The organism is Maricaulis sp. (assembly GCF_048269565.1).
GTDB lineage: Bacteria > Pseudomonadota > Alphaproteobacteria > Caulobacterales > Maricaulaceae > Maricaulis.
Genome location: NZ_JBLXIK010000003.1, coordinates 430546 through 450556 on the forward strand (window position 1 = coordinate 430546; position 20011 = coordinate 450556).

Consider the following 20011-nt stretch of genomic DNA (forward strand, 5'->3'; position numbering starts at 1 on the left):
TTGAAGTTAGTCGCGGGTCGCGGTTTCGGACCGGACCTTGCCGATCACGGTGCAAACGCCCCGTCCGTGCAACACATTCACCAGCCCGCCGGGCTGATGGATGTCAAACACCACGATCGGAATTGCATTCTCGCGCATCAGCGAGACTGCCGAGGCATCCATCACTTTCAGATCGCGTGACAGCACGTCGAGATAATCGAGCTGGTCATAGCGCTCGGCATCGGGGTGAGTCTTGGGATCGGCACTGTAGACGCCGTCCACCTGGGTGCCCTTGAACAGGGCGTCGCAACCCATTTCGGCCGCGCGCAGGGCAGCGGCCGTGTCGGTTGTGAAATAGGGATTGCCGGTTCCCGCCGCAAAGATGACGACGCGGCCCTTCTCCATATGCCGCATGGCGCGGCGCCGGATATAGGGTTCGCACACAGTCGTCATCGGAATGGCGGACTGAACCCGGGTCTGGACGCCAATACGCTCCAGCGAGCTCTGCATCGCCAGCGCGTTCATCACCGTGGCGAGCATGCCCATATAGTCGGCCGCCGTGCGGTCCATCCCCTTGGCCGCGCCGGACAGGCCACGGAAGATATTGCCGCCGCCGATCACCAGGCAGACCTGGACGCCGGATGCGACCGCATCGGCGACCTGGCCGGATATATGGCTGGCGGTTTCGAGATCAATACCATTGGTGCGGGCGCCCATCAGGGCTTCACCGGACACTTTGAGAAGCACGCGGCGAAAACGCGGCGTGGCTTCGGGGCGCTGAGGCGAGGATGAAGATGAATCGGTCACGAGCGCAGCATATACAAAGCGCCGGCGCTTGAAAGCGCCGGCGCTCCGTTATTCTCAGGCTTTGCCACTTGCCGCAGCGACTTCTGCAGCAAAGTCTTCTTCGGGACCCTTGTCGACGCCTTCACCAAGCGCCATGCGCTCGAAGCCGGTGATTTCGATCGGGGCACCGAGTTCAGCAGCCGCATCGGCCACCACTTTTTCAATCGTACGGTCGGGATCCATCACGAAGACCTGCTTCATCAGCACGACTTCTTCGAAGAATTTCCGGATCCGGCCTTCGACCATTTTCTCGACGATATTTTCCGGCTTGCCGGAAGCACGGGCCTGGGCAGCGAAAACTTCGCGTTCCTTGTCGACGATCGCGGCATCGACGCCATCGACATCAACCGAGAGCGCGACAGCCGGGGCGCCGGCAGCGATGTGCATCGCGATTTTGCGGCCGAGTTCGGCCAGCTTTTCAGCATCGCCGGTCGATTTGAGACCGACGATCACGCCAAGCGCGCCCATACCGTCGACGACAGCATTGTGGACATAGCTGGCGACAACGCCCGGATTGGCCGTGACCAAAGCGGCGCGGCGCAGGGACATGTTTTCGCCAATCGTCGCGATCAGATTGGTCAGGTGGTCGTCGACCGTGGCACCGGACGCCATGGCCGCAGCCTTGATCGCGTCGACATCATTGCCGGCCGACAGGGCCAGTTTGGCAATTTCACCGGCGGTGGCCTGGAAGGCGGTGTTGCGGGCAACGAAGTCGGTCTCGGAATTGAGCTCGACAACAGCGCCGGTCGAACCGTCAGTCGCCACGGCAACCAGACCTTCCGCAGCGATGCGGTCAGCCTTCTTGGCGGCTTTCGACAGACCATTCTTGCGCAGCCAATCCATCGAGGCTTCGAGGTCGCCGCCATTTTCGGTCAGCGCCTTCTTGCAATCCATCATGCCTACGCCGGTCTTCTCGCGCAGTTCCTTCACGAGAGCAGCAGTAATCGCAGCCATCGGTATCTCCTGGGTCTTGTGGTGTGATCGAGGCTTTACGCTTCGGTCTTGTCAGATTCGGACGACGTGTCGGTGACAGCGTCGGCAGCGGCAGCAGCCTCGGGGGCCGCGGCTTCGGTAGCGGTCTCTTCGACCAGCACTTCAACCGGCGCTTCGGCTTCACCGATATCGACGCCCATCGCCATCTGGCTGTCGGTCATGCCATCAAGAACGGCATCGGCAATCAGGTCGCAATACAGGGCGATCGCGCGGCTGGCATCGTCATTGCCCGGGATTGGCATGTCGATCAGGTCCGGATCGGAATTGCTGTCGAGGATGGCGATCACGGGAATGCCGAGCTTCTTGGCTTCCAGGATGGCAATCGCTTCCTTGTTGGTGTCGATCACGAACATCAGGTCCGGCACGCCGCCCATGTCCTTGATCCCGCCGAGCGAGCGTTCGAGCTTGTCGCGCTCGCGGGTCAGCATCAGCTGTTCTTTCTTGGTCAGACCGCCGAGGCCGCCTTCGCTGTCGAACATGCTTTCCAGTTCACGCAGGCGCGCGATGGAAAACGAGATGGTGCGCCAGTTGGTCAGCGTGCCGCCGAGCCAGCGGTGGTTGACGTAATACTGGGCGCAGCGCTTGGCGGCGAGCGCCAGCGGCTCGGAGGCCTGGCGCTTGGTGCCGACGAACAGCACGCGTCCACCCTTGGCAGCCGTATCGCGCACTTTCACCAGGGCCTGGTGCAGCAGCGGAACGGTTTGCGACAGATCGAGAATGTGAATGTTGGAGCGGGCGCCGAAGATGTAATCTTTCATCTTCGGGTTCCAGCGGTGGGTCTGGTGACCAAAGTGACAGCCAGCTTCCAGGAGCTGACGCATGGAGAATTCAGGGAGTGCCATCGATAATATCCTTTTTCCGGTTGGCCTCCACGGAGCGGAGCCGCCCGACGTCGGACGGCACCGGAGCGAAAGATTTTGACACCTTCCGAGCTCCGCGTGCGGGATGGCGCGGCTTATACGTTTGAAGTGGTGCAATAGCAAGCGGTGCAACAGCTCAACACCACAGCCGGGCCCGTCGCCTAGACCGTCTCGACCGAGGCAACGCCGGGAACCGCTTTCAGCGCCGCCTGCACGGCCGCATCGGCGCAATGCCGTCCGGCCAGTTTCAGCTCGACCTCGCCGCCATCGCCGAGCGGCACCAGCAGCTGCACCACCGCCCGGCGCTTGGCCTCCGGACGGGTATCGGCCCGCTCCATCCGCACTTGGATGCCGGCCAGCGCCTTGGCATTATCGAGCCGGATACGCAGCCCGTCGGCGGAGTGTTGCAGGTCGAGCGCCTCGAGCCGGTCGGCAAACAGGCTGATCTGGTCGTCACGGGAATCGACGCGGCAATTGACCAGGACCGGCGTGCCGGTCTCGAGAAGATCGCGCGAGGCCTGCAGCAGTTCGGAGGCGAGAAAGACCTCAAATTCGCCGGTCGGGTCCGACAGGGTCAGCCAGGCGAAACGCTCGCCATTCTTGTTGGAAACCCGTTCCTGGCGCCGCCGCACCACGCCGGCCATCCGCAGCGCCGTCGCCCCGTCGGCGACCCGCCCCGGCGCCTCGGCATGGAAAACCACGCCGCGGCTGGCCAATTGCTCGCTGAGATCATCGAGCGGGTGGCCGGAGAGATAAAAGCCAATCGCCGCGAGTTCCGCGTCCAGCCGCTGGGTGGCGGTCCAGGGTTCGCGATCGGGGATCACCGGCCGCGCCAGCGCCGCATCGCTATCGCCGCCGCCAAACAGGCTCGCCTGGGCGCTCTCGCGCTGTTCGCTCGCGTGCTGGGCCATCGAGATCAGCGTTTCGGCGGCGCCGAACACCCGCGCCCGGTCGGGATCGAGGCTGTCGAAGGCCCCGGCTCGCGCCAGATTTTCAAACGTGCGCTTGTTGACGTCGCGCGGATCGATGCGTTCGGCGAAATCATACAGGTCCTTGAACGGGCCATTGGCCGTCCGCTCCTCGACGATGTGCTCCATCGCGGCAAAGCCGACATTGCGGATGGCGCCGAGGGCGAAGCGGATCGTGCCCTCCTCGACGGTGAAGTCGGCGCCGGACGCGTTCACATCCGGCGGCCGCACCTCGATCTTCATCCGGCGGATTTCCTGGAAGAAGGCGGAGAGCTTGTCGGTATTGGCGCGGTCGAGCGACATCAGCCCGGCCATGAACTCGACCGGGTAATTGGCTTTCAGGAAAGCGGTGCGATAGGCGATCAGGGCATAGGCGGCGGCGTGGGACTTGTTGAAGCCATAGCCGGCGAACTCGGCCACCAGTTCGAAGATATAACCGGCCTGGGTGCGGTTGACGCCGCGCCCTTCGGCACCCTCGAGGAAACGGGCTTTCTGCTTGTCCATCTCCTCCTTTTTCTTCTTGCCCATGGCGCGGCGCAGCAGATCGGCCTCGCCGAGCGAATAGCCCGACAGGATCTGGGCGATCTGCATCACCTGTTCCTGGTAGATGATGACGCCATAGGTCTCCTGCAGCACGCCCTCGAGATCGGGGTGCAGGCAATCGACTTCGGCGCGGCCGAACTTGCGGTCGACATAGACGTCGATATTTTTCATCGGGCCGGGACGGTAGAGCGAGATCAGCGCGATCAGATCCTCGATCAGATCCGGCTTCATCTTCTTGAGCGTGTCGCGCATGCCGGTGGATTCCAGCTGGAACACGCCGATGGCATGGCCCGAGGCCAGCAGTTCGAAGGTCGCGGCATCGTCGAAGGCGATATGTTCCAGATCGGGCACGTCCTTGCCGGCGACGGCGACATATTGCAGGGCGCGGGCGATCACGGTCAGGGTTTTCAGGCCGAGGAAGTCGAACTTCACCAGGCCGGCCGGCTCGACCCATTTCATGTTGAACTGGGTGGCGGGAATGTCCGAGCGCGGGTCGCGATAGAGCGGCACCATTTCATGCAGCGGCCGGTCACCGATCACGACACCGGCGGCGTGGGTCGAGGCGTTTCGGAAAAAGCCCTCCAGCTTCAACGCCACCTCCAGCAGCGCCGCCACCGACGGATCATTGCGCTGCATTTCCTTCAGCCGCGGCTCGAGATCGAGCGCCTGGCCCAGCGTCACCGGATTGGCCGGGTTGGCGGGGACCATCTTGGCGAGTCGGTCGACCATGCCGAGCGGCATTTGCAGCACGCGGCCGACATCACGCACGACGGCGCGCGCCTGCAAGGTTCCGAAGGTGATGATCTGGGCAACGCGGTCGGCGCCATAGCGCTCCTGCACATAGCGGATCACCTCGCCGCGCCGTTCCTGGCAGAAATCGACGTCGAAATCGGGCATCGAGACCCGTTCCGGATTGAGGAAGCGCTCGAACAGCAGACCGAAGCGCAAGGGATCGAGATCGGTAATCGTCAGCGAATAGGCGACCAGCGAGCCGGCCCCGGAGCCCCGGCCCGGCCCGACCGGGATATCGTGCTGCTTGGCCCACTGGATGAAGTCCGAAACGATCAGGAAATAGCCGGGAAAGCCCATCTCCTTGATGACATTGAGCTCGAAATCGAGCCGGGCGCGATAGTCTTCCTCGGGCGCGGCATCGGCGCCGGCCGCCAGACGCGCCGTGAGACCCTCATGCGCCCGCGCGGTGAGCTCATCGCCCTCATCGCGGCCGGCCTCGGTGGGAAAGCTTGGCAGGATCGGCGCGTGGGTGCGCACCCGGAAAGCACAGCGACGCGCAATCTCGATCGTATTCGCCAGCGCCTCGGGCAGATCGGCGAAGCGTGCATTCATCTCGTCCGGACTGGAGAGATAGTGCAGCGGCGAGACGCGGCGGCGATCGGTGACCGAAACATAGGAGCTCTGGGAAATGCACAACAGGGCATCATGCGCCTTGTGCATCGAGGCGTCGGGGAAATAGGCCTCATTGGTCGCCACCAGCGGCAGCTCGCGCCGATAGGCCTCATCCACCAGCCAGGTCTCGGCCTCGAGCTCGTCGGCCAGGCCATGGCGCTGCAGCTCGACATAGAGCCGGTCGCCATAGGCGGACTGAAGGCGGTCCAGCAAGGCGGACGCCTCGGGTTTGCGGCCAGCGATGATCAGCCGGTTGAGCGCGCTGTCCGGACCGCCGGTCAGGGCGATCAGGCCTTCGGCATGGGCCAGCACCCGCTCGAGCGGCACATGCGGTTCCTCACTGCCATCGACATCAAGGAAAGCGGCGCTCGAAAGCGCCATCAGATTCTGGTAGCCGGCCTCATTCTGGACCAGCAGGGCGATCGTGCCATCCGGCGCCGCGCGCTCGCCGGGATGCGGATCACCGAGCCGCAGTGACAGCGTGCAGCCAATGATCGGCTGCAGGCCGGCGCCGGCGACATATTCGGAAAACTCCAGCGCTCCGTAGAGATTATTGGTGTCGGTGAGCGCGATCGCCGGCATATCCTGGGCGAGACAGGCCTCGACCATTTTCGGGATGCGGATCGCGCCCTCAAGCAGGGAATAGGGCGATCGGACACGCAGGTGCACAAAGGACTGTTTCGTGCTCACGGCCACCGCTCCCGTCAATCCATCCGGATACCGACAGACCCATCGCCCGTCGAATCCCGGACTCTAGCGCGATCAGGCGGCGCCGAGAACCGATCCCCACATGGTGATCATCCAGGCGAAGCCGAGAATGGCAGTCGCTGCCGAGATATCCTGAACCATACGACGCATGTTGAACCCCTTCGGTTTGCGTGTTCCTGTTTTGTTCTTTTCATGGAAAACGCAGGCCGTCAAGCAGGCGGTCGAAAAAATCGACTCGGATCAGATCGGATCAGGGGCCGGTATAGGCGGTCAGCTGGCCATCGGCGAAGGTGACGACACGGTCCATCCGCTCGGCGATTTCGTGATTATGGGTCGCGACCAGGGCGGCGGCGCCCTGCTCTCTTACCGTATCGCGGAAAGCCTCGAACACGGTTGAGGATGTGGCCGGATCGAGATTGCCGGTCGGTTCATCGGCCAGCAGCACGCGCGGCGAATTGGCCAGCGCGCGGGCGATGGCCACGCGCTGCTGCTCGCCGCCCGAGAGCTGGGCTGGCTGGTGCGTCGCCCGCTCGGACAGGCCGAGCATGGCGAGCAATTGATCCGCCCGCTCGACGGCACGCTTCTGCGACACGCCAGCGATCAGCTGCGGCAGAACGATATTCTCGCGCGCGTCGAATTCGGGCAGCAAATGGTGGAACTGATAGACGAAGCCGACATCGCGCCGGCGCACGGCGGTGCGCAGCCGGTCATTCAGGTCGCGGGTCGCGAGGCCACCGATCAGGACCTCGCCACTATCGGGACGTTCAAGCAGGCCGGCCGCGTGCAGAAGCGACGACTTGCCGGACCCGGACGGGCCGACCAGACCGACGATCTCGCCGGGCATCATGACCAGATCGACGCCGCGCAGCACGTGCAGCTCGTCGGCCTCGGTGACATAGGTGCGCTCGATCTTGCGCAGTTCCAGAACCGGTTCACTCATAGCGCAGCGCCTCGACTGGATCGAGCCGGGCCGCGCGCCAGGCCGGCGGCAACGTCACCAGCAGGGAGACCGCAAGCCCGAAGATCGAGACGAAGGCCACTTCGCCCCAATCGAGATCGGCCGGGATGCGGTAGAGATAATACACGCTCGGATCCCAGACCTGGGCGCCGGTGATCCAGGTGATGAAGTCCTGGATCGGTCCGACATTGATCACGAACAATATGCCCAGGATGATCCCGGCCAGCGTGCCGAGCATGCCGATACTGGCGCCGACGATCAGGAAAATGCGCAACACCGAGGCCTGGGTTGCACCCATGGTGCGCAGGATGGCGATGTCGCGGCTCTTGTTCTTCACCAGCATGACGAGGCCGGAAATGATGTTCAGCGCCGCAATCGCGATGACGATGGTCATCACCAGCCGCATCGCCGAGCGCTCGAATTGCAGCGCATTGTAGAAGGCCGGGTCCAGCCGTGTGTAGTCGTACACCATGGCCTGCGGACCGGCGATCGCCTCGATTGGTGCGACAAAGGTCTCGGCAAGTTGTGGATCGTCGAGCCGGACCTGGATCATGTCGATGCCCTGCTCACGGCCAAAGAAGAGCTGGCCCTGCTCGAGCGGCATGAAGGCGATGGAGTCGTCAATCGTCGACACGCCCGCAGCCAGCAGGGCGCCGACATAATAGGCCTTGTGCCGCGGCGCGACGCCGAAGGACGTCGCCGCCCCGCGCGCCGTCAGGAAGGTGACATAATCGCCGACATTGACGCTGAGACGCCGCGCCACGCCGGTGCCAAGCACGATGACATCGCCGCCATTGCGGCCGGCGCCAAACTCCTCGATCGAGCCGTGGGTGATACCGGTCATGCTTCGCGGATCATCGCCACTGCTGACCACATCCAGCTCGGCAAGGTCCTGCGGGCTGATCGAGAGCACCTGCAGGAATGTCTCGGCGCGTTCCGTCGAGGCCATCACCTGGCCCTGCACCACCGGGTCGGCGCTCTTGACGCCGGTCAGCGCCTCGATCTCGGCGACCATGCGGTCGACCTCTTCCGGCTCGACCATGCGCGTGTCGACAAAGACATGCGGCTGGAAGCCGAGCAATTGGCTGAACAGCTCATTGCGAAACCCGTTCATGATCGACATCACCGCGATCAGCCCGGTCACCGCCAGCGCAATACCGGCAAAGGAGATCATCGCGATCAGGGCGACGCCGCCATTCTTGCGCTTGGTCCGCAGATAGCGCGCGGCGATCTGGAACTCATAGGGGCTGAAGGGCATCGCTCCGCCGGGATCGATCGCGGGCGCATCAGCCATGGGCAAAGTCTTTCGCCGCCAGACGCGCGACGGCATCGGAAAGCGACAGTTCTTGCGTCTCGCCGGAGCGGCGGATCTTGACCTCGACCTTGCCTTCTTTCAGCCCGCGCGGACCGACCACCAGCTGGTAAGGCAGGCCGATCAGATCGGCAGTGGCGAATTTGGCGCCGGCGCGATTGTCAGTATCGTCATAGAGCGGGTCGAGACCGGCGGCCACGAGGCTGGCATAGGCACCGTCGCAGGCGCTGTCGCAGGCCTCGTCGCCGGCCCGCATATTGATAATGCCGACATCAAACGGTGCGACGCTGTCGGGCCAGATACAGCCCTTCTCGTCGTGATGCGCTTCGATAATCGCGCCGAACAGGCGCGAAACGCCGACACCGTAGGAGCCCATGTGGACGGGACGGTCCTGACCATCAGGATGGGTCAGATTGGCCTTCATCGGTTCGGAGTATTTGGTGCCGAAATTGAAGATATGCCCGACCTCGATCCCGCGTGCCGAAAGCTGGCGATCCTTGGGCACGGCGGCGAAGGCGTCCGCGTCATGCATTTCCTCGGTCGCGGCGTAGAGCGCCGTGCGTTGATCGACCAGCGGCTGCAAATCGCCATCGAAATCGACGTCCGGCCCCGGTGCGCCCATCTCCACCAGATCGGCATGGCAGAAAACCTCGCTCTCGCCGGTTTCGGCCAGAACGATGAATTCATGCGAGAGATCGCCGCCAATCGGACCGGTATCGGCACGCATCGGCACGGCTTTCAGGCCAAGGCGTGTGAAGGTGTTGAGATAGGCAATGAACATGCGGTTATAGGATTTGCGCGCCGCCGCCTCGTCCGTATCGAAGGAATAGGTATCCTTCATCAGGAATTCGCGCCCGCGCATCACACCGAAACGCGGCCGGATCTCGTCGCGGAATTTCCACTGGATATGATAGAGCAGTTTCGGCACGTCCTTGTAGGACCGGCAATAGCTGCGGAAGATGTCGGTGATCATCTCCTCATTGGTCGGCCCGTAGAGCATTTCGCGCTTCTTGCGGTCGACAATGCGCAGCATTTCCTGGCCGTAATCGTCATAGCGCCCGCTCTCGCGCCACAGATCGGCCGATTGCAGCGTCGGCATCAGCAATTCGATGGCGCCGGCGCGATTTTGTTCCTCGCGTACGATCTGCTCGATCTTCTGCAGCACTTTCCAGCCCAGCGGCAACCAGGAATAAATCCCCGCCGCCTGCTGGCGGATCATGCCGGCGCGCAGCATCAGCTGATGGGAAACAATCTCGGCATCCGAAGGCGTTTCCTTCAGGACGGGCAGGAAAAATCGGGACAGGCGCATGAGTCGATATCCGTATCGCAGGGTTCAAATGTCATTAGACCGCGTCCGCCGCCGATTACAAGCAGCGGCCCGACGCTGGAGCTGCGCTTTGCCGCCCTAGCCCCACCGGCCGCCATGCGGGGTGAGCTGTTCCAGCACGCCGCTATGCATCAGGAAGAAGTAGGCAATCCAGATCACCGAGGTCAGCGCGGTCGTCCACCAGAGCTTTTTGGCCAGATTGGGCCGCATCGGCGCGCCCGGCTCGCTGCCGGCCACGACATCGCCGGTCTCTTCCTGGCTGGTGATGCCGATTGGCAGCATGGTGAAGAGCAGCACCCACCAGATCAGCAGGAAGACCACCAGCCCGTTGACGATGCCGACACCGCCATCGCGAATAAAGAAGCGCGACAGCCAGAGTAGCGCAGCGCCAGCCACTGCGGTGCGGGCGAACCATTTCATCATCGCTGTGGCTCCTGCATCAGCTCGATCAAGAGGCCACAGCTATCCTTGGGGTGAATGAAGATCACCGGAACGCCATGGGCCCCGACATAGGGCTCCCCCGTGCCAAGCACGGTGGCGCCCTTCGCACGCATATCATCGCGCGCCGCGATGATGTCGGGCACTTCGAAGCAGAGATGATGCTGGCCGCCCTTGGGGTTGCGTTCGAGGAATTTGTGCACCGGGCTGTCGTCACCGAGCGGCTCGAGCAGTTCGATCTCGGAATTGGCCAGCTTGACGAAGGCGACGCGCACGCCCAGATGCGCGAAATCGCGGGTCTCGGTCGCTTCTGTGGCGCCGTAGAGATCGGCATAGGTTTTCTTGGCGGCCTCGATATCCGGCACCGCGACCCCGACATGATTGAGACGTCCGACCTGCATCACTCGCTCCAATTTCTGTCTTTCGCATTTTCGAACCGCAAAACCGGTACCCACTTTTGCTGAAAATGCTCCTTAAACCGCCAGCACCATCACATCGACCATCGGCTTCTTGCCCCAGATACCGTAGGCGGTGCGCCGCACGGCGCGGCGGATTTCTTCCTCGATCTGGTCGTCGTCCTTCTTGACGCGCGGATGCAGCTTTTCAAAACACTCCTCGGCCGAGGTCTCCAGCGCATCGAGAAAATCATCGATCGAGAATACTGCGCTTTCCGCCAGGCCGGCCTGCTTGATGTCGGGCCCGGAAATCAGGCGACCCTTGGCATCGACCGCCAGGGCCACAACGATATAGCCCGCCGAGGCGAGACGGCGGCGTTCGCGCATCGAGGTCGCATCCGCCGGGGTAAGGAACTTGCCGTCGAGATGCAGACGCCGCGCCGGCGCCTCGTCGATGATGGAGGCGGTGCCGTCGGAACGGATCTCGACCATGTCGCCATTGCGCACCGAGACCGAGTGCGGCACCTGCAGCCGGCGCGCATAATCGGCGTGCTCGAGCAGATGGCGGCGCTCGCCATGGACCGGGATGGCCACGCTCGGCTTGGCCCAGGCATACATTTGCGCCAGTTCGCCGCGGCAGGGATGGCCGGAAACGTGGATCGGTCGGTCGCGCTCGGTGATGATGTCGACGCCCTTCTCGGCCAGCTGGTTCTGCAGCTCGAAAATACCGACCTCATTGCCTGGAATGACCCGGCTGGAAAAGATCACGGTATCGCCCTTTGTCAGGGTGACATTGCGGTGATTGCCGGCGGCAATACGCGACAGCGCCGCGCGCTCCTCGCCCTGGCTGCCGGTGCACAGATAGAGGATGCGGTTCTTCTGATAGGTGCTCGCCTCTTCCTCGCCGACGAAGTCCTGGACGTGGGAGAGCATGCCGACGGCCTTGGCCGCGGCGGTCATGCGGTGCATCGAGCGGCCAACCAGGCAGACGCGGCGGCCATTGGCCTCGGCCGCCTCGATGGCCGATTGCAGGCGTGCGACATTGGAGGCGAAAGCGGCGATCGCCACCCTGCCCTTCTGCTCGCCGACAACCTTGATCAGCTCGTCGCGGACATCGGCTTCCGAGCCGGATTCGCCTTCGGAGAAGACATTGGTGCTGTCGCAGATCATTGCGAGCACGCCCTCTTCGCCGAGCGCGGTGATCGCGGAGATGTCGGTGGCTTCGCCGATCAGCGGATCGGGATCGATCTTCCAGTCACCAGTGTGCAGCACCAGGCCGGCAGGGGTGCGGATCGCCAGGCCGTTCGGCTCGGGGATGGAATGGGTCAGCGTGATCATCTGGCAATCGAACGGGCCGACATTGAAACGGCTGTCGAGTCCGACCTCGTGCAGGGTCACAGCGTCGAGCAGACCGAATTCGCGCAGACGGTCGCGCACCAGCCAGGCGGTGAAGGGCGTCGCCCAGATCGGGCAGCGCAGCTTGCGCCACAGATGCGCCACGGCGCCCATATGGTCTTCATGCGCGTGGGTGAGCACCATGCCGACGAGGTCATCGCGGCGTTCGGCGATAAACTCCGGATCGGGCATGATCAGGTCAACGCCGGGCGTCGAGAGATCACCAAAGGTCACGCCGCAATCGACGATGATCCATTTGCGGTTTTCCTCCGGCCCATAGCCGAAGAGGTTCAGATTCATCCCGATTTCGTTGGAACCGCCCAGTGGCAGGAAATACATGCTATCGGTCAATTGGCACCGCCATTGAGTTTCCAGACCTCCAGCAGGCCTCGGATGGTGAGATCGGGATCGTAATGCTCGATCGTCCGGGATGCGCCTTCAAAGAGCGAAACCACGCCGCCCGTTGCGATCACCGTCATGGGTTGGCCATACTCACCCCGGAGCCGTTCGACAAGCCCGTCGATGAGATCGATATAGCCCCAGAACACGCCGGACTGCATCGCGCTGACCGTATCCTTGCCCATCACGTGGGCCGGTTTGGCGATAGCGACGCGTGGCAGTTTCGCTGCCGCGCTGTGCAGGGCCTGCATCGACAGGTTGATGCCCGGCGCGATGATACCGCCTTCAAAGGCGCCGTCGGCGCCAATGACATCGAATGTGGTGGCGGTGCCGCTATCGATGACCACCAGCGCGCCGGGATAGCGCGCCCGGGCACCGAGCGCATTGACCAGCCGGTCGGCGCCGGCATCCTGCGGCCGGTCGAGCCGGACCTCGATATCGAGCCGCACCCCCGGCTCACCGACAATAACCGGCTCGCACTCGCAATAGCGGCGCGACAGATTGCGCAGGTTGAACAGGGCCTGCGGCACCACGGTCGAGATCACGCACGAATTGATGTCGGAGAATTTGAACCCCTGCAATTCCATCAATTGCGACAGCCAGACGGCATGCTCGTCAGCGGTGCGGCTGCTGTCAGTGCCGGCGCGCCACTGGGCCCGCCAGTCCTTGCCGTCATGGATGGCAAACAGGATATTGGTATTGCCGCAATCGATCGCGAGCAGCATGTCTAGCTCTCCTCACCCATGGCCGGGAAAAACACTTCACCCGCGGAGATATACCTGTGCTGGCCTGAGTCCAAGTCGAGCCGCAGCGCTCCGTCTGGCCCCAGATCGCCGAACACGCCGTCCAGAGTCTCATGGTCGAGCCGCACGACACAGCGCTGGCCAAGCCCGTGTGCCCGCGCCAGCCATTGGTCGCGAATGGCGCCAAAGCCGCTGCGAAGCCAGAGCTCGACATTGCGCTGGAAGGCCGCCGCGAGATGCTCCAGCGCGGCTTCGCGCTGCAGCCGTCCGCCGGCCCGCGCCAGGCTGGTCACCGGCCGGTCAAGGTCATCGGGAGCGACGGCGAGATTGACCCCGATGCCGATAGCGAGCCAGAGCCCGCCGGCAGGCGCCGCTCCGGATTCCAGCAGGATGCCCGAGACCTTGCGGCCGTCCACCAGCACGTCATTGGGCCATTTCACCCGCGTGCGCGCGGCGTCGCCCAGCGCTATGTCGCAGAGTTCGGCAACGGCGAGCGCCGCGACGAAGGACAGCTCTGCCGCCTGCGCCGGTGAGCGGTTGAAGACATAGAGCCCGCTGGCGAACAGATTGCCGTCGAGACTGTGCCAGGCGCGGCCGCGACGTCCCCGCCCGGCGTTCTGGCGCCGGGCCGCAATCCACAGCGGGCCGCGCTCACCGGCCAGGGCGCGATCACGCGCCTCGATATTGGTCGAGCCTGTCTCGTCGAGCCATTCAATGCGGGGCGCAGGCGCGGCCAATGTCTAGAAAACGTTCAGGCCGACACTGAAGGCCCGGTAGATGAACCAGCCCAGGGCCGGCAGCAGCAGGATGGTCGACCAGCCGGCCAGGCGCGTCACCCAGTAGATGCTGAGCGCAGGCTCGACGAAACTGATCTCCGCCGTATCGAACCACATCACCTTGACCACCCGCAGATAGTAGGCGGCACTCACGACGCTGAACAGCACCGCGAGAACGGCCAGGATCAGCAGATCCGATTGCACCGCGGAAAAGACGACGAAGAACTTGCCGAAGAAGCCGACGAAGAAGGGCAGACCGCCGATCGAGAACATCAGCGCAGTCAGCGACCAGCCGAGGCCCGGATTGGTCTGCGCCAGACCAGCCAGATCGGAAATTTGCTCGACCATGCCCTCGCGGGTGCGCATCGACAGGATGGCGCCGAACGTCCCGATCACCGAAATCATGTAGAGCGACATGAAGACCAGCAGTGCCCAGACGCCCGTCTGGCTGGCCGAGGCAATGGCGACGAGCGCGTAGCCCATGCTGCCAATCGAGGAATAGGCCATCAGGCGTTTGAAGTTCTGCTGCGTCAGCGCGCCGAAGGCACCGAAGCCCATCGACAGCACGGCGATGATCCAGATCACATCGCGCCACTGGTCCAGCATGCCGCCGAACGGTTCCAGCAGTACGCGGGCGAGCAGCACGATGGCCGCCATTTTCGGCGCCGTCGCAAACAGGGCTGTCACCGGGGTCGGGGCGCCTTCATAAACATCGGGCGTCCACATGTGGAACGGGGCCGCGGAGACCTTGAAGGCCAGGCCACAGATCACGAAAACCAGGCCGAAGATCAGGCCGACCGATGGCTCGCCGGCCACCGCAATGGCGATCTCGTTGAAGCCGGTTGCGCCGCTGAAGCCGTAGACCAGCGAAGCGCCGTACAGCAGCAGGCCGGAGGACAATGCCCCCAGGACGAAATATTTGAGTCCGGCTTCCGAGGCGCGCAGGCTGTCGCGGTTGAACGCCGCCAGCACGTAAAGCGCCAGCGATTGCAGTTCGACAGCCATGTACATCGAGATCAGGTCATTGGCCGAAACCATCATTACCATGCCGGTGACGCCAAGCGCCACAAGCACGGGGAACTCGACCTTGGAGAGTTTTTCAGCTTCCAGGTAAGGCAGGGCCAGCAGCATCGCGAGTGCGGCGGCCAGGGTGATGGCAACCTTGGCGTATTTCGCCAGCGGGTCGAGCACGAACGCACCACCGAAGGCCTGGCCATCATCGCCCGTCAGGAAGAGCGAGGCGAGGCCTGCCGCGACCAGCAGCGCGATGGTGAGCAGATGCACCAGACGCGCCGTCCCCTCACCCTTGAGGAAAACGCCGAGCATCAACAGCGCCATGGCGCCGCCGGCCAGCATCAGTTCCGGTGTCAGCAGCGACAGGTCGTGGGAGAGCATATCCGCGGTCATGTCAGGCCTCTTACTGAGCCGGTGCGGCGAGTGCCGCAGCATAATTGGAGATCAGCGCCTCGACCGAGGCAGCCGTGATATCGGTCACCAGGGTGGAGAAGACGCCGAGCAGAAGCGTCATGATGATCAGCGGCACGAAGATGATCCATTCCGTGCGGTTGAGATCGGTCAGCGTGTTGAGCTTCGGATTGGTGATCTCACCGAAGATCACATCGCGATAGACGGTCAGCATGTAGACCGCCGACAGGATAACGCCGACGGCAGCACCGGCACCGACCCACCAGGCGACCTGATACCCACCGACCATGGTCATGATTTCACCGATGAATCCGGATGTGCCCGGCAGGCCGACATTGGCCATCGCAAACAGGCCGAAGATGGCCGCATAGACCGGCATCTTGTGGACGACGCCGCCATAGAAGGCGATTTCGCGGGTGTGCATGCGGTCATAGATCACGCCGACGCACAGGAAGAGCGCCGAGGAGATGAAGCCGTGCGAGATCATCTGGAAGATGGCGCCCTGGACCCCGAGCATGTTCATCGAGAACAGGCCCAGCGTCACGAAACCCATATGCGCGACCGAGGAATAGGCGATCAACTTCTTGATATCGGTCTGACGGAAGGCCACCAGCGAGGTGTAGATGATGGCGATCAGCGACAGCACAAACACCATCGGCGCGAAATAGGCGCTGGCGTCCGGGAACATCGGCAGGGAAAAGCGCAGGAAGCCGTAACCGCCCATTTTCAGCAATACGCCGGCCAGGATGACCGAACCGGCCGTCGGTGCCTGCACATGTGCGTCCGGCAGCCAGGTATGGACCGGCCACATCGGCATCTTGACCGCGAAAGAGGCGAAGAAGGCGAGCCAGAGCCAGGTCTGGGCCTGCGGCGCGAAGCTGGTTTCCAGCAGGACGGTGATGTCGGTCGTTCCCGCCTGCAGGAACATGTAGATCATCGCCACCATCATCAGCACCGAGCCGAGCAGAGTGTAGAGGAAGAACTTGAACGCGGCATAGACGCGGTTCTGACCGCCCCAGACGCCGATGATCAGGAACATCGGGATCAGCCCGCCTTCGAAGAAGACGTAGAACACGACCAGGTCGAGCGCGGTAAACACGCCCAGGATCATGGTCTCCAGCAACAGGAATGCGATCATGTAATCGGCGACGCGCTTTTCGATCGCGCCGGAGGCCAGGATACAGATTGGCATCAGGAAGGCGGTGAGGACGACAAACAGCACCGAGATACCATCGACGCCCATGCGATAGCCCATGCCGATCTGCTCGAGCCAGAGCACCTCGTGCACAAACTGGAAGCCGGAGACGGCCGGATCGAATTCCAGCAGCATCACACCGGCGAAGGCCAGGGTAACCAGCGTCGTGACCAGAGCCACCAGGCGCGAATTCTTGTCGATCAGAGCCTGGTCTTCCGGACGTGAGGCGAAGCGGAAGATGGCAATGATGAGCGCGCCGATCGCCGGCGTGAATGTCAGGATCGACAGGAAGGCATCGAGCTCGGAAAACATGCTATTGGCCTCCTGCGCCGACGAGGATCCAGAGCGTCAGCCCCAGAACACCGATCAGCATGACGAATGCGTAGTGATAGACATATCCGGACTGCGCCTTGGCGATGCGTTTCGCCGCGGCCAGCGTGGTCGTGGCGACACCATTGGGGCCGAAGCCGTCAATGATGCGCACATCGAAGAATTTCCAGAACAGATCGCCCAGCCCCTTGGCGCCTCTCACGAAAATGAAGTGGTAGATCTCGTCGACATACCATTTGTTGTAGAGGAGCGAGTGGATCGGACCACCACGGGCCGCGATCCGCGCGCCCATGCCCGCATTGAGCAGATAGGCATAGACCGCGCCCAGGAAACCGGCCAGCGTGACGACAAACGGCGCCAGGATGACCCAGACCGGCGGATGCTCACCACCCGCATGGCCTTCGGTTGCGCCCGCTTCGGCATGTGTATCAGCCGGCACCGCATGCTCAGCCGCCGCACCATGATCGGCGACAGGGGCATGCCCGTCAGCGTCGGCACCGGCCACAGCCGGTCCGTGCACGGCAGCGGGCAGGCTTTCATTCCAGAAATGACCTGAATTGCCGCCGATGAAATCATTCTTCATCAGGCCGCCGGCGAAGATGGCGCCGATGGCGAGCACGACCAGCGCGCCCATCATCGACCATGGCGGATCATGGGCATGGTCGAAGGTGTGCTTGTCGCCCCGGAACGTGCCGTGGAAGGTCATGAAGACCAGGCGCCAGGAATAGAAGCTGGTCAGAAGCGCCGCGATGACACCGACCCAGAAGGCAAGATTGCCGAAGGCAATGCCCTGCTGGCCGGCCATATAGGCCCCTTCGATGATCGCATCCTTGGAGAAGAAACCGGCAAAGCCGAGATCGGGCAGGAAGCCGATGCCGAGCGTCGCAAATGGCAGGCCGACACCGGTCAGGGCCAGCGTACCGATCAGCATCATGATCCAGGTTGCGGGCATCATCTGATAGATGCCGCCCATCTTGCGCATGTCCTGCTCGTCATGCAGGCCGTGAATGACCGAGCCGGATCCGAGGAAGAGCAAGGCCTTGAAGAAGGCGTGCGTGAACAAGTGGAACATCGCGGCGCCATAGAGACCGAGGCCAGCGGCGAAGAACATGTAGCCGAGCTGGGAACAGGTCGAATAGGCGATGACGCGCTTGATATCGTTCTGGGCCAGACCGACGGTCGCGGCGAAGAAGGCCGTCAGGGCACCGATCACGGTGATGAAAGCCGAGGCATTCGGTGCCAGTTCGAAAATCGGGAAACAGCGGCAGACCAGGAAGACGCCGGCGGTGACCATGGTGGCGGCGTGGATCAGGGCGGAGACCGGTGTCGGGCCTTCCATGGCGTCGGGCAGCCAGACGTGCAGGAAAAACTGTGCCGATTTGCCCATCGCGCCGATGAAGAGCAGGAAGGCGATCAGTTCGATCGCCGGAATGTCCATGCCGGCAAAGGCCAGCGTCGTCGCGGTATGATCGCCGACCTGGGCGAAGACATCGCCAAAGCTGACCGATCCGAACACCAGGAAGAGCGCCATAATGCCGATGGCAAAGCCGAAATCGCCGACCCGGTTGGTGACGAAGGCCTTGATGGCGGCGTCATTGGCCGACTTCTTCTTGTACCAGAAACCGATCAGCAGATAGGAGGCGAGACCGACGCCTTCCCAGCCGAAGAAGAGCTGCAGGAAATTGTCGGCCGTCACCAGCGCCAGCATGGCGAAGGTAAAGAGCGAGAGATAGGCGAAGAAGCGCGACCGGTGCGGGTCGTGCGCCATATAGCCCCAGGAATAGATATGGACCAGCGAGGCGACGCTGGTGACCACGACCAGCATCACCGAGGACAGCGTGTCGAGCTTGATCGCCCAGCTGACATCAAAGGTGCCGACCGACATCCAGGTCGCCAGGTGAATGGTCTGGCTGTTGCCGCCATAGGCGACGTCGAAGAAATTCAGGATCGACAGCAGGGCCGACACCAGCACGAAACCGGTGGTGACGATCTGGGCGACGCGATGGCCGATGAAATTGCCGAAGAGGCCGGCGAAGGCCGCGGCAAACAGCGGACCGAAGACGATGAGAACTGCCATAATCCCCTTAGCCCTTCATCAGATTGGCGCCCTCAACCGAGATATCACCCCGGTTGCGGAAGTAGACGACGAGAATGGCGAGACCAACGGCGGCCTCGGCAGCGGCAACGGTCAGCACGAACAGCGCGAAGACCTGCCCGGCGAGATCGCCGAGATAGCTGGAAAACGCCACCAGGTTCAGATTGACCGAGAGCAGGATCAACTCGATCGACATCAACAGGATGATGACGTTCTTGCGGTTCACGAAAATCCCGAACACGCCGATGGTGAAGAGGATCGCCGCGACGGCGAGATAATGTCCCAGACCGATATCGATCATTCGCCAATCCCCTGTCCTGGTTTGATGTCGAGCATTTCGATCGTCTCTTCACGGCGGCGGCCAACCTGGGCCGTCACGCTCTGGCGCTTGACGCCTTTCTTGTGACGCAGGGTCAGCACGATGGCGCCAATCATCGCGACGAGCAGAACCAGACCCGAGGTCTGGAAGAAGAAGATGTAATCGGAATAGAGGATCTGGCCGAGCGCCTCGATATTGGACATCCCTTCCGGCGTTGCAGCGGCGCGCAGCGATTGTGCCTGCGGCGAGGCCTGCCAGTTCATCGTGATCAGGATCAGTTCGCCCGCCAGCACAAGCGCGACAATGGCGCCGAGCGGCAAATAGCTAAGGAAGCCCTGTTTCAGCTCGGTGAAATCCACATCGAGCATCATCACCACGAACAGGAACAGAACCGCGACCGCGCCGACATAGACAACGATCAGCAGCATGGCGAGGAATTCCGCGCCGAGCAGGACGAAGAGGCCCGCCGCCGAGAAAAAGGCGAGGATCAGGAATAAGACCGACCTGACCGGATTGCGCGCGATGACGACCATCAGGGCCGAAAAAATCGCCACTCCGGAAAAGGCCCAGAAGGCCAGTGTTGCGAGCATAGCGCCCTCTTCC

The 20011-nt window shown here is 62.8% G+C and carries 17 protein-coding genes; all 17 read right to left on the reverse strand.

Annotation, left to right across the window (positions count from 1 at the left end; translation table 11 throughout):
* Nucleotides 1–6: 6 nt before the first annotated feature.
* Nucleotides 7–786, reverse strand: a complete 780-nt coding sequence (gene pyrH, locus ACN0YL_RS08890; protein ID WP_417468098.1) for a UMP kinase — start codon at nucleotides 784–786, stop codon at nucleotides 7–9.
* Between the two features lie 54 nt (nucleotides 787–840).
* Nucleotides 841–1779 carry a translation elongation factor Ts gene (gene tsf, locus ACN0YL_RS08895; RefSeq protein WP_417492203.1) on the reverse strand — a complete coding sequence of 313 codons (939 nt, stop codon included), beginning with the start codon at nucleotides 1777–1779 and terminating at the stop codon, nucleotides 841–843.
* Nucleotides 1780–1814: 35 nt separating this feature from the next.
* Entirely contained in the window at nucleotides 1815–2660 is an 846-nt protein-coding gene (gene rpsB, locus ACN0YL_RS08900) for a 30S ribosomal protein S2 (protein WP_417468094.1), read from the reverse strand.
* Between the two features lie 179 nt (nucleotides 2661–2839).
* Nucleotides 2840–6289: a DNA polymerase III subunit alpha gene (dnaE, locus tag ACN0YL_RS08905; RefSeq protein ID WP_417497733.1), complete on the reverse strand. Its 3450-nt coding sequence runs from the start codon at nucleotides 6287–6289 to the stop codon at nucleotides 2840–2842.
* A 262-nt stretch (nucleotides 6290–6551) separates the two neighbouring features.
* Complete coding sequence (locus ACN0YL_RS08910) at nucleotides 6552–7241, reverse strand: ABC transporter ATP-binding protein (protein ID WP_417492205.1); 690 nt, start codon at nucleotides 7239–7241, stop codon at nucleotides 6552–6554.
* On the reverse strand, nucleotides 7234–8553 hold the full coding sequence (locus tag ACN0YL_RS08915) for a lipoprotein-releasing ABC transporter permease subunit (RefSeq protein ID WP_417497734.1): 1320 nt from the start codon (nucleotides 8551–8553) through the stop codon (nucleotides 7234–7236). The genes ACN0YL_RS08910 and ACN0YL_RS08915 overlap by 8 nt, the downstream gene beginning before the upstream one ends.
* Nucleotides 8546–9880 carry a proline--tRNA ligase gene (proS, locus tag ACN0YL_RS08920; protein WP_417497735.1) on the reverse strand — a complete coding sequence of 445 codons (1335 nt, stop codon included), beginning with the start codon at nucleotides 9878–9880 and terminating at the stop codon, nucleotides 8546–8548. Before proS ends, ACN0YL_RS08915 begins: the two co-directional genes overlap by 8 nt.
* 96 nt (nucleotides 9881–9976) lie before the next feature.
* Nucleotides 9977–10321, reverse strand: coding sequence for a DUF1467 family protein (locus ACN0YL_RS08925; protein ID WP_417497736.1), 345 nt, complete (start codon nucleotides 10319–10321; stop codon nucleotides 9977–9979).
* A complete protein-coding gene (gene mce / locus ACN0YL_RS08930; RefSeq protein ID WP_417492208.1) occupies nucleotides 10318–10737 on the reverse strand; it encodes a methylmalonyl-CoA epimerase in 420 nt (139 codons plus the stop codon). Before mce ends, ACN0YL_RS08925 begins: the two co-directional genes overlap by 4 nt.
* 72 nt (nucleotides 10738–10809) lie before the next feature.
* The gene (locus ACN0YL_RS08935; protein WP_417497784.1) at nucleotides 10810–12426 is read right to left on the reverse strand and encodes a ribonuclease J; all 1617 of its coding nucleotides are present in this window, start codon (nucleotides 12424–12426) and stop codon (nucleotides 10810–10812) included.
* Nucleotides 12427–12473: 47 nt separating this feature from the next.
* Nucleotides 12474–13250 carry a type III pantothenate kinase gene (locus tag ACN0YL_RS08940; RefSeq protein WP_417492209.1) on the reverse strand — a complete coding sequence of 259 codons (777 nt, stop codon included), beginning with the start codon at nucleotides 13248–13250 and terminating at the stop codon, nucleotides 12474–12476.
* A 2-nt stretch (nucleotides 13251–13252) separates the two neighbouring features.
* The gene (locus tag ACN0YL_RS08945; RefSeq protein WP_417497737.1) at nucleotides 13253–14005 is read right to left on the reverse strand and encodes a biotin--[acetyl-CoA-carboxylase] ligase; all 753 of its coding nucleotides are present in this window, start codon (nucleotides 14003–14005) and stop codon (nucleotides 13253–13255) included.
* A 3-nt stretch (nucleotides 14006–14008) separates the two neighbouring features.
* On the reverse strand, nucleotides 14009–15451 hold the full coding sequence (nuoN, locus tag ACN0YL_RS08950; protein ID WP_417497738.1) for an NADH-quinone oxidoreductase subunit NuoN: 1443 nt from the start codon (nucleotides 15449–15451) through the stop codon (nucleotides 14009–14011).
* A gap of 10 nt (nucleotides 15452–15461) precedes the next feature.
* Nucleotides 15462–16976, reverse strand: a complete 1515-nt coding sequence (locus tag ACN0YL_RS08955; protein ID WP_417497739.1) for an NADH-quinone oxidoreductase subunit M — start codon at nucleotides 16974–16976, stop codon at nucleotides 15462–15464.
* 1 nt (nucleotide 16977) lies between these two features.
* Entirely contained in the window at nucleotides 16978–19071 is a 2094-nt protein-coding gene (gene nuoL, locus ACN0YL_RS08960) for an NADH-quinone oxidoreductase subunit L (protein ID WP_417497740.1), read from the reverse strand.
* A 7-nt stretch (nucleotides 19072–19078) separates the two neighbouring features.
* The gene (gene nuoK / locus ACN0YL_RS08965) at nucleotides 19079–19390 is read right to left on the reverse strand and encodes an NADH-quinone oxidoreductase subunit NuoK (RefSeq protein WP_417468067.1); all 312 of its coding nucleotides are present in this window, start codon (nucleotides 19388–19390) and stop codon (nucleotides 19079–19081) included.
* Complete coding sequence (locus ACN0YL_RS08970) at nucleotides 19387–19998, reverse strand: NADH-quinone oxidoreductase subunit J (RefSeq protein WP_417497741.1); 612 nt, start codon at nucleotides 19996–19998, stop codon at nucleotides 19387–19389. The genes nuoK and ACN0YL_RS08970 overlap by 4 nt, the downstream gene beginning before the upstream one ends.
* Between the last annotated feature and the right edge of the window lie 13 nt (nucleotides 19999–20011).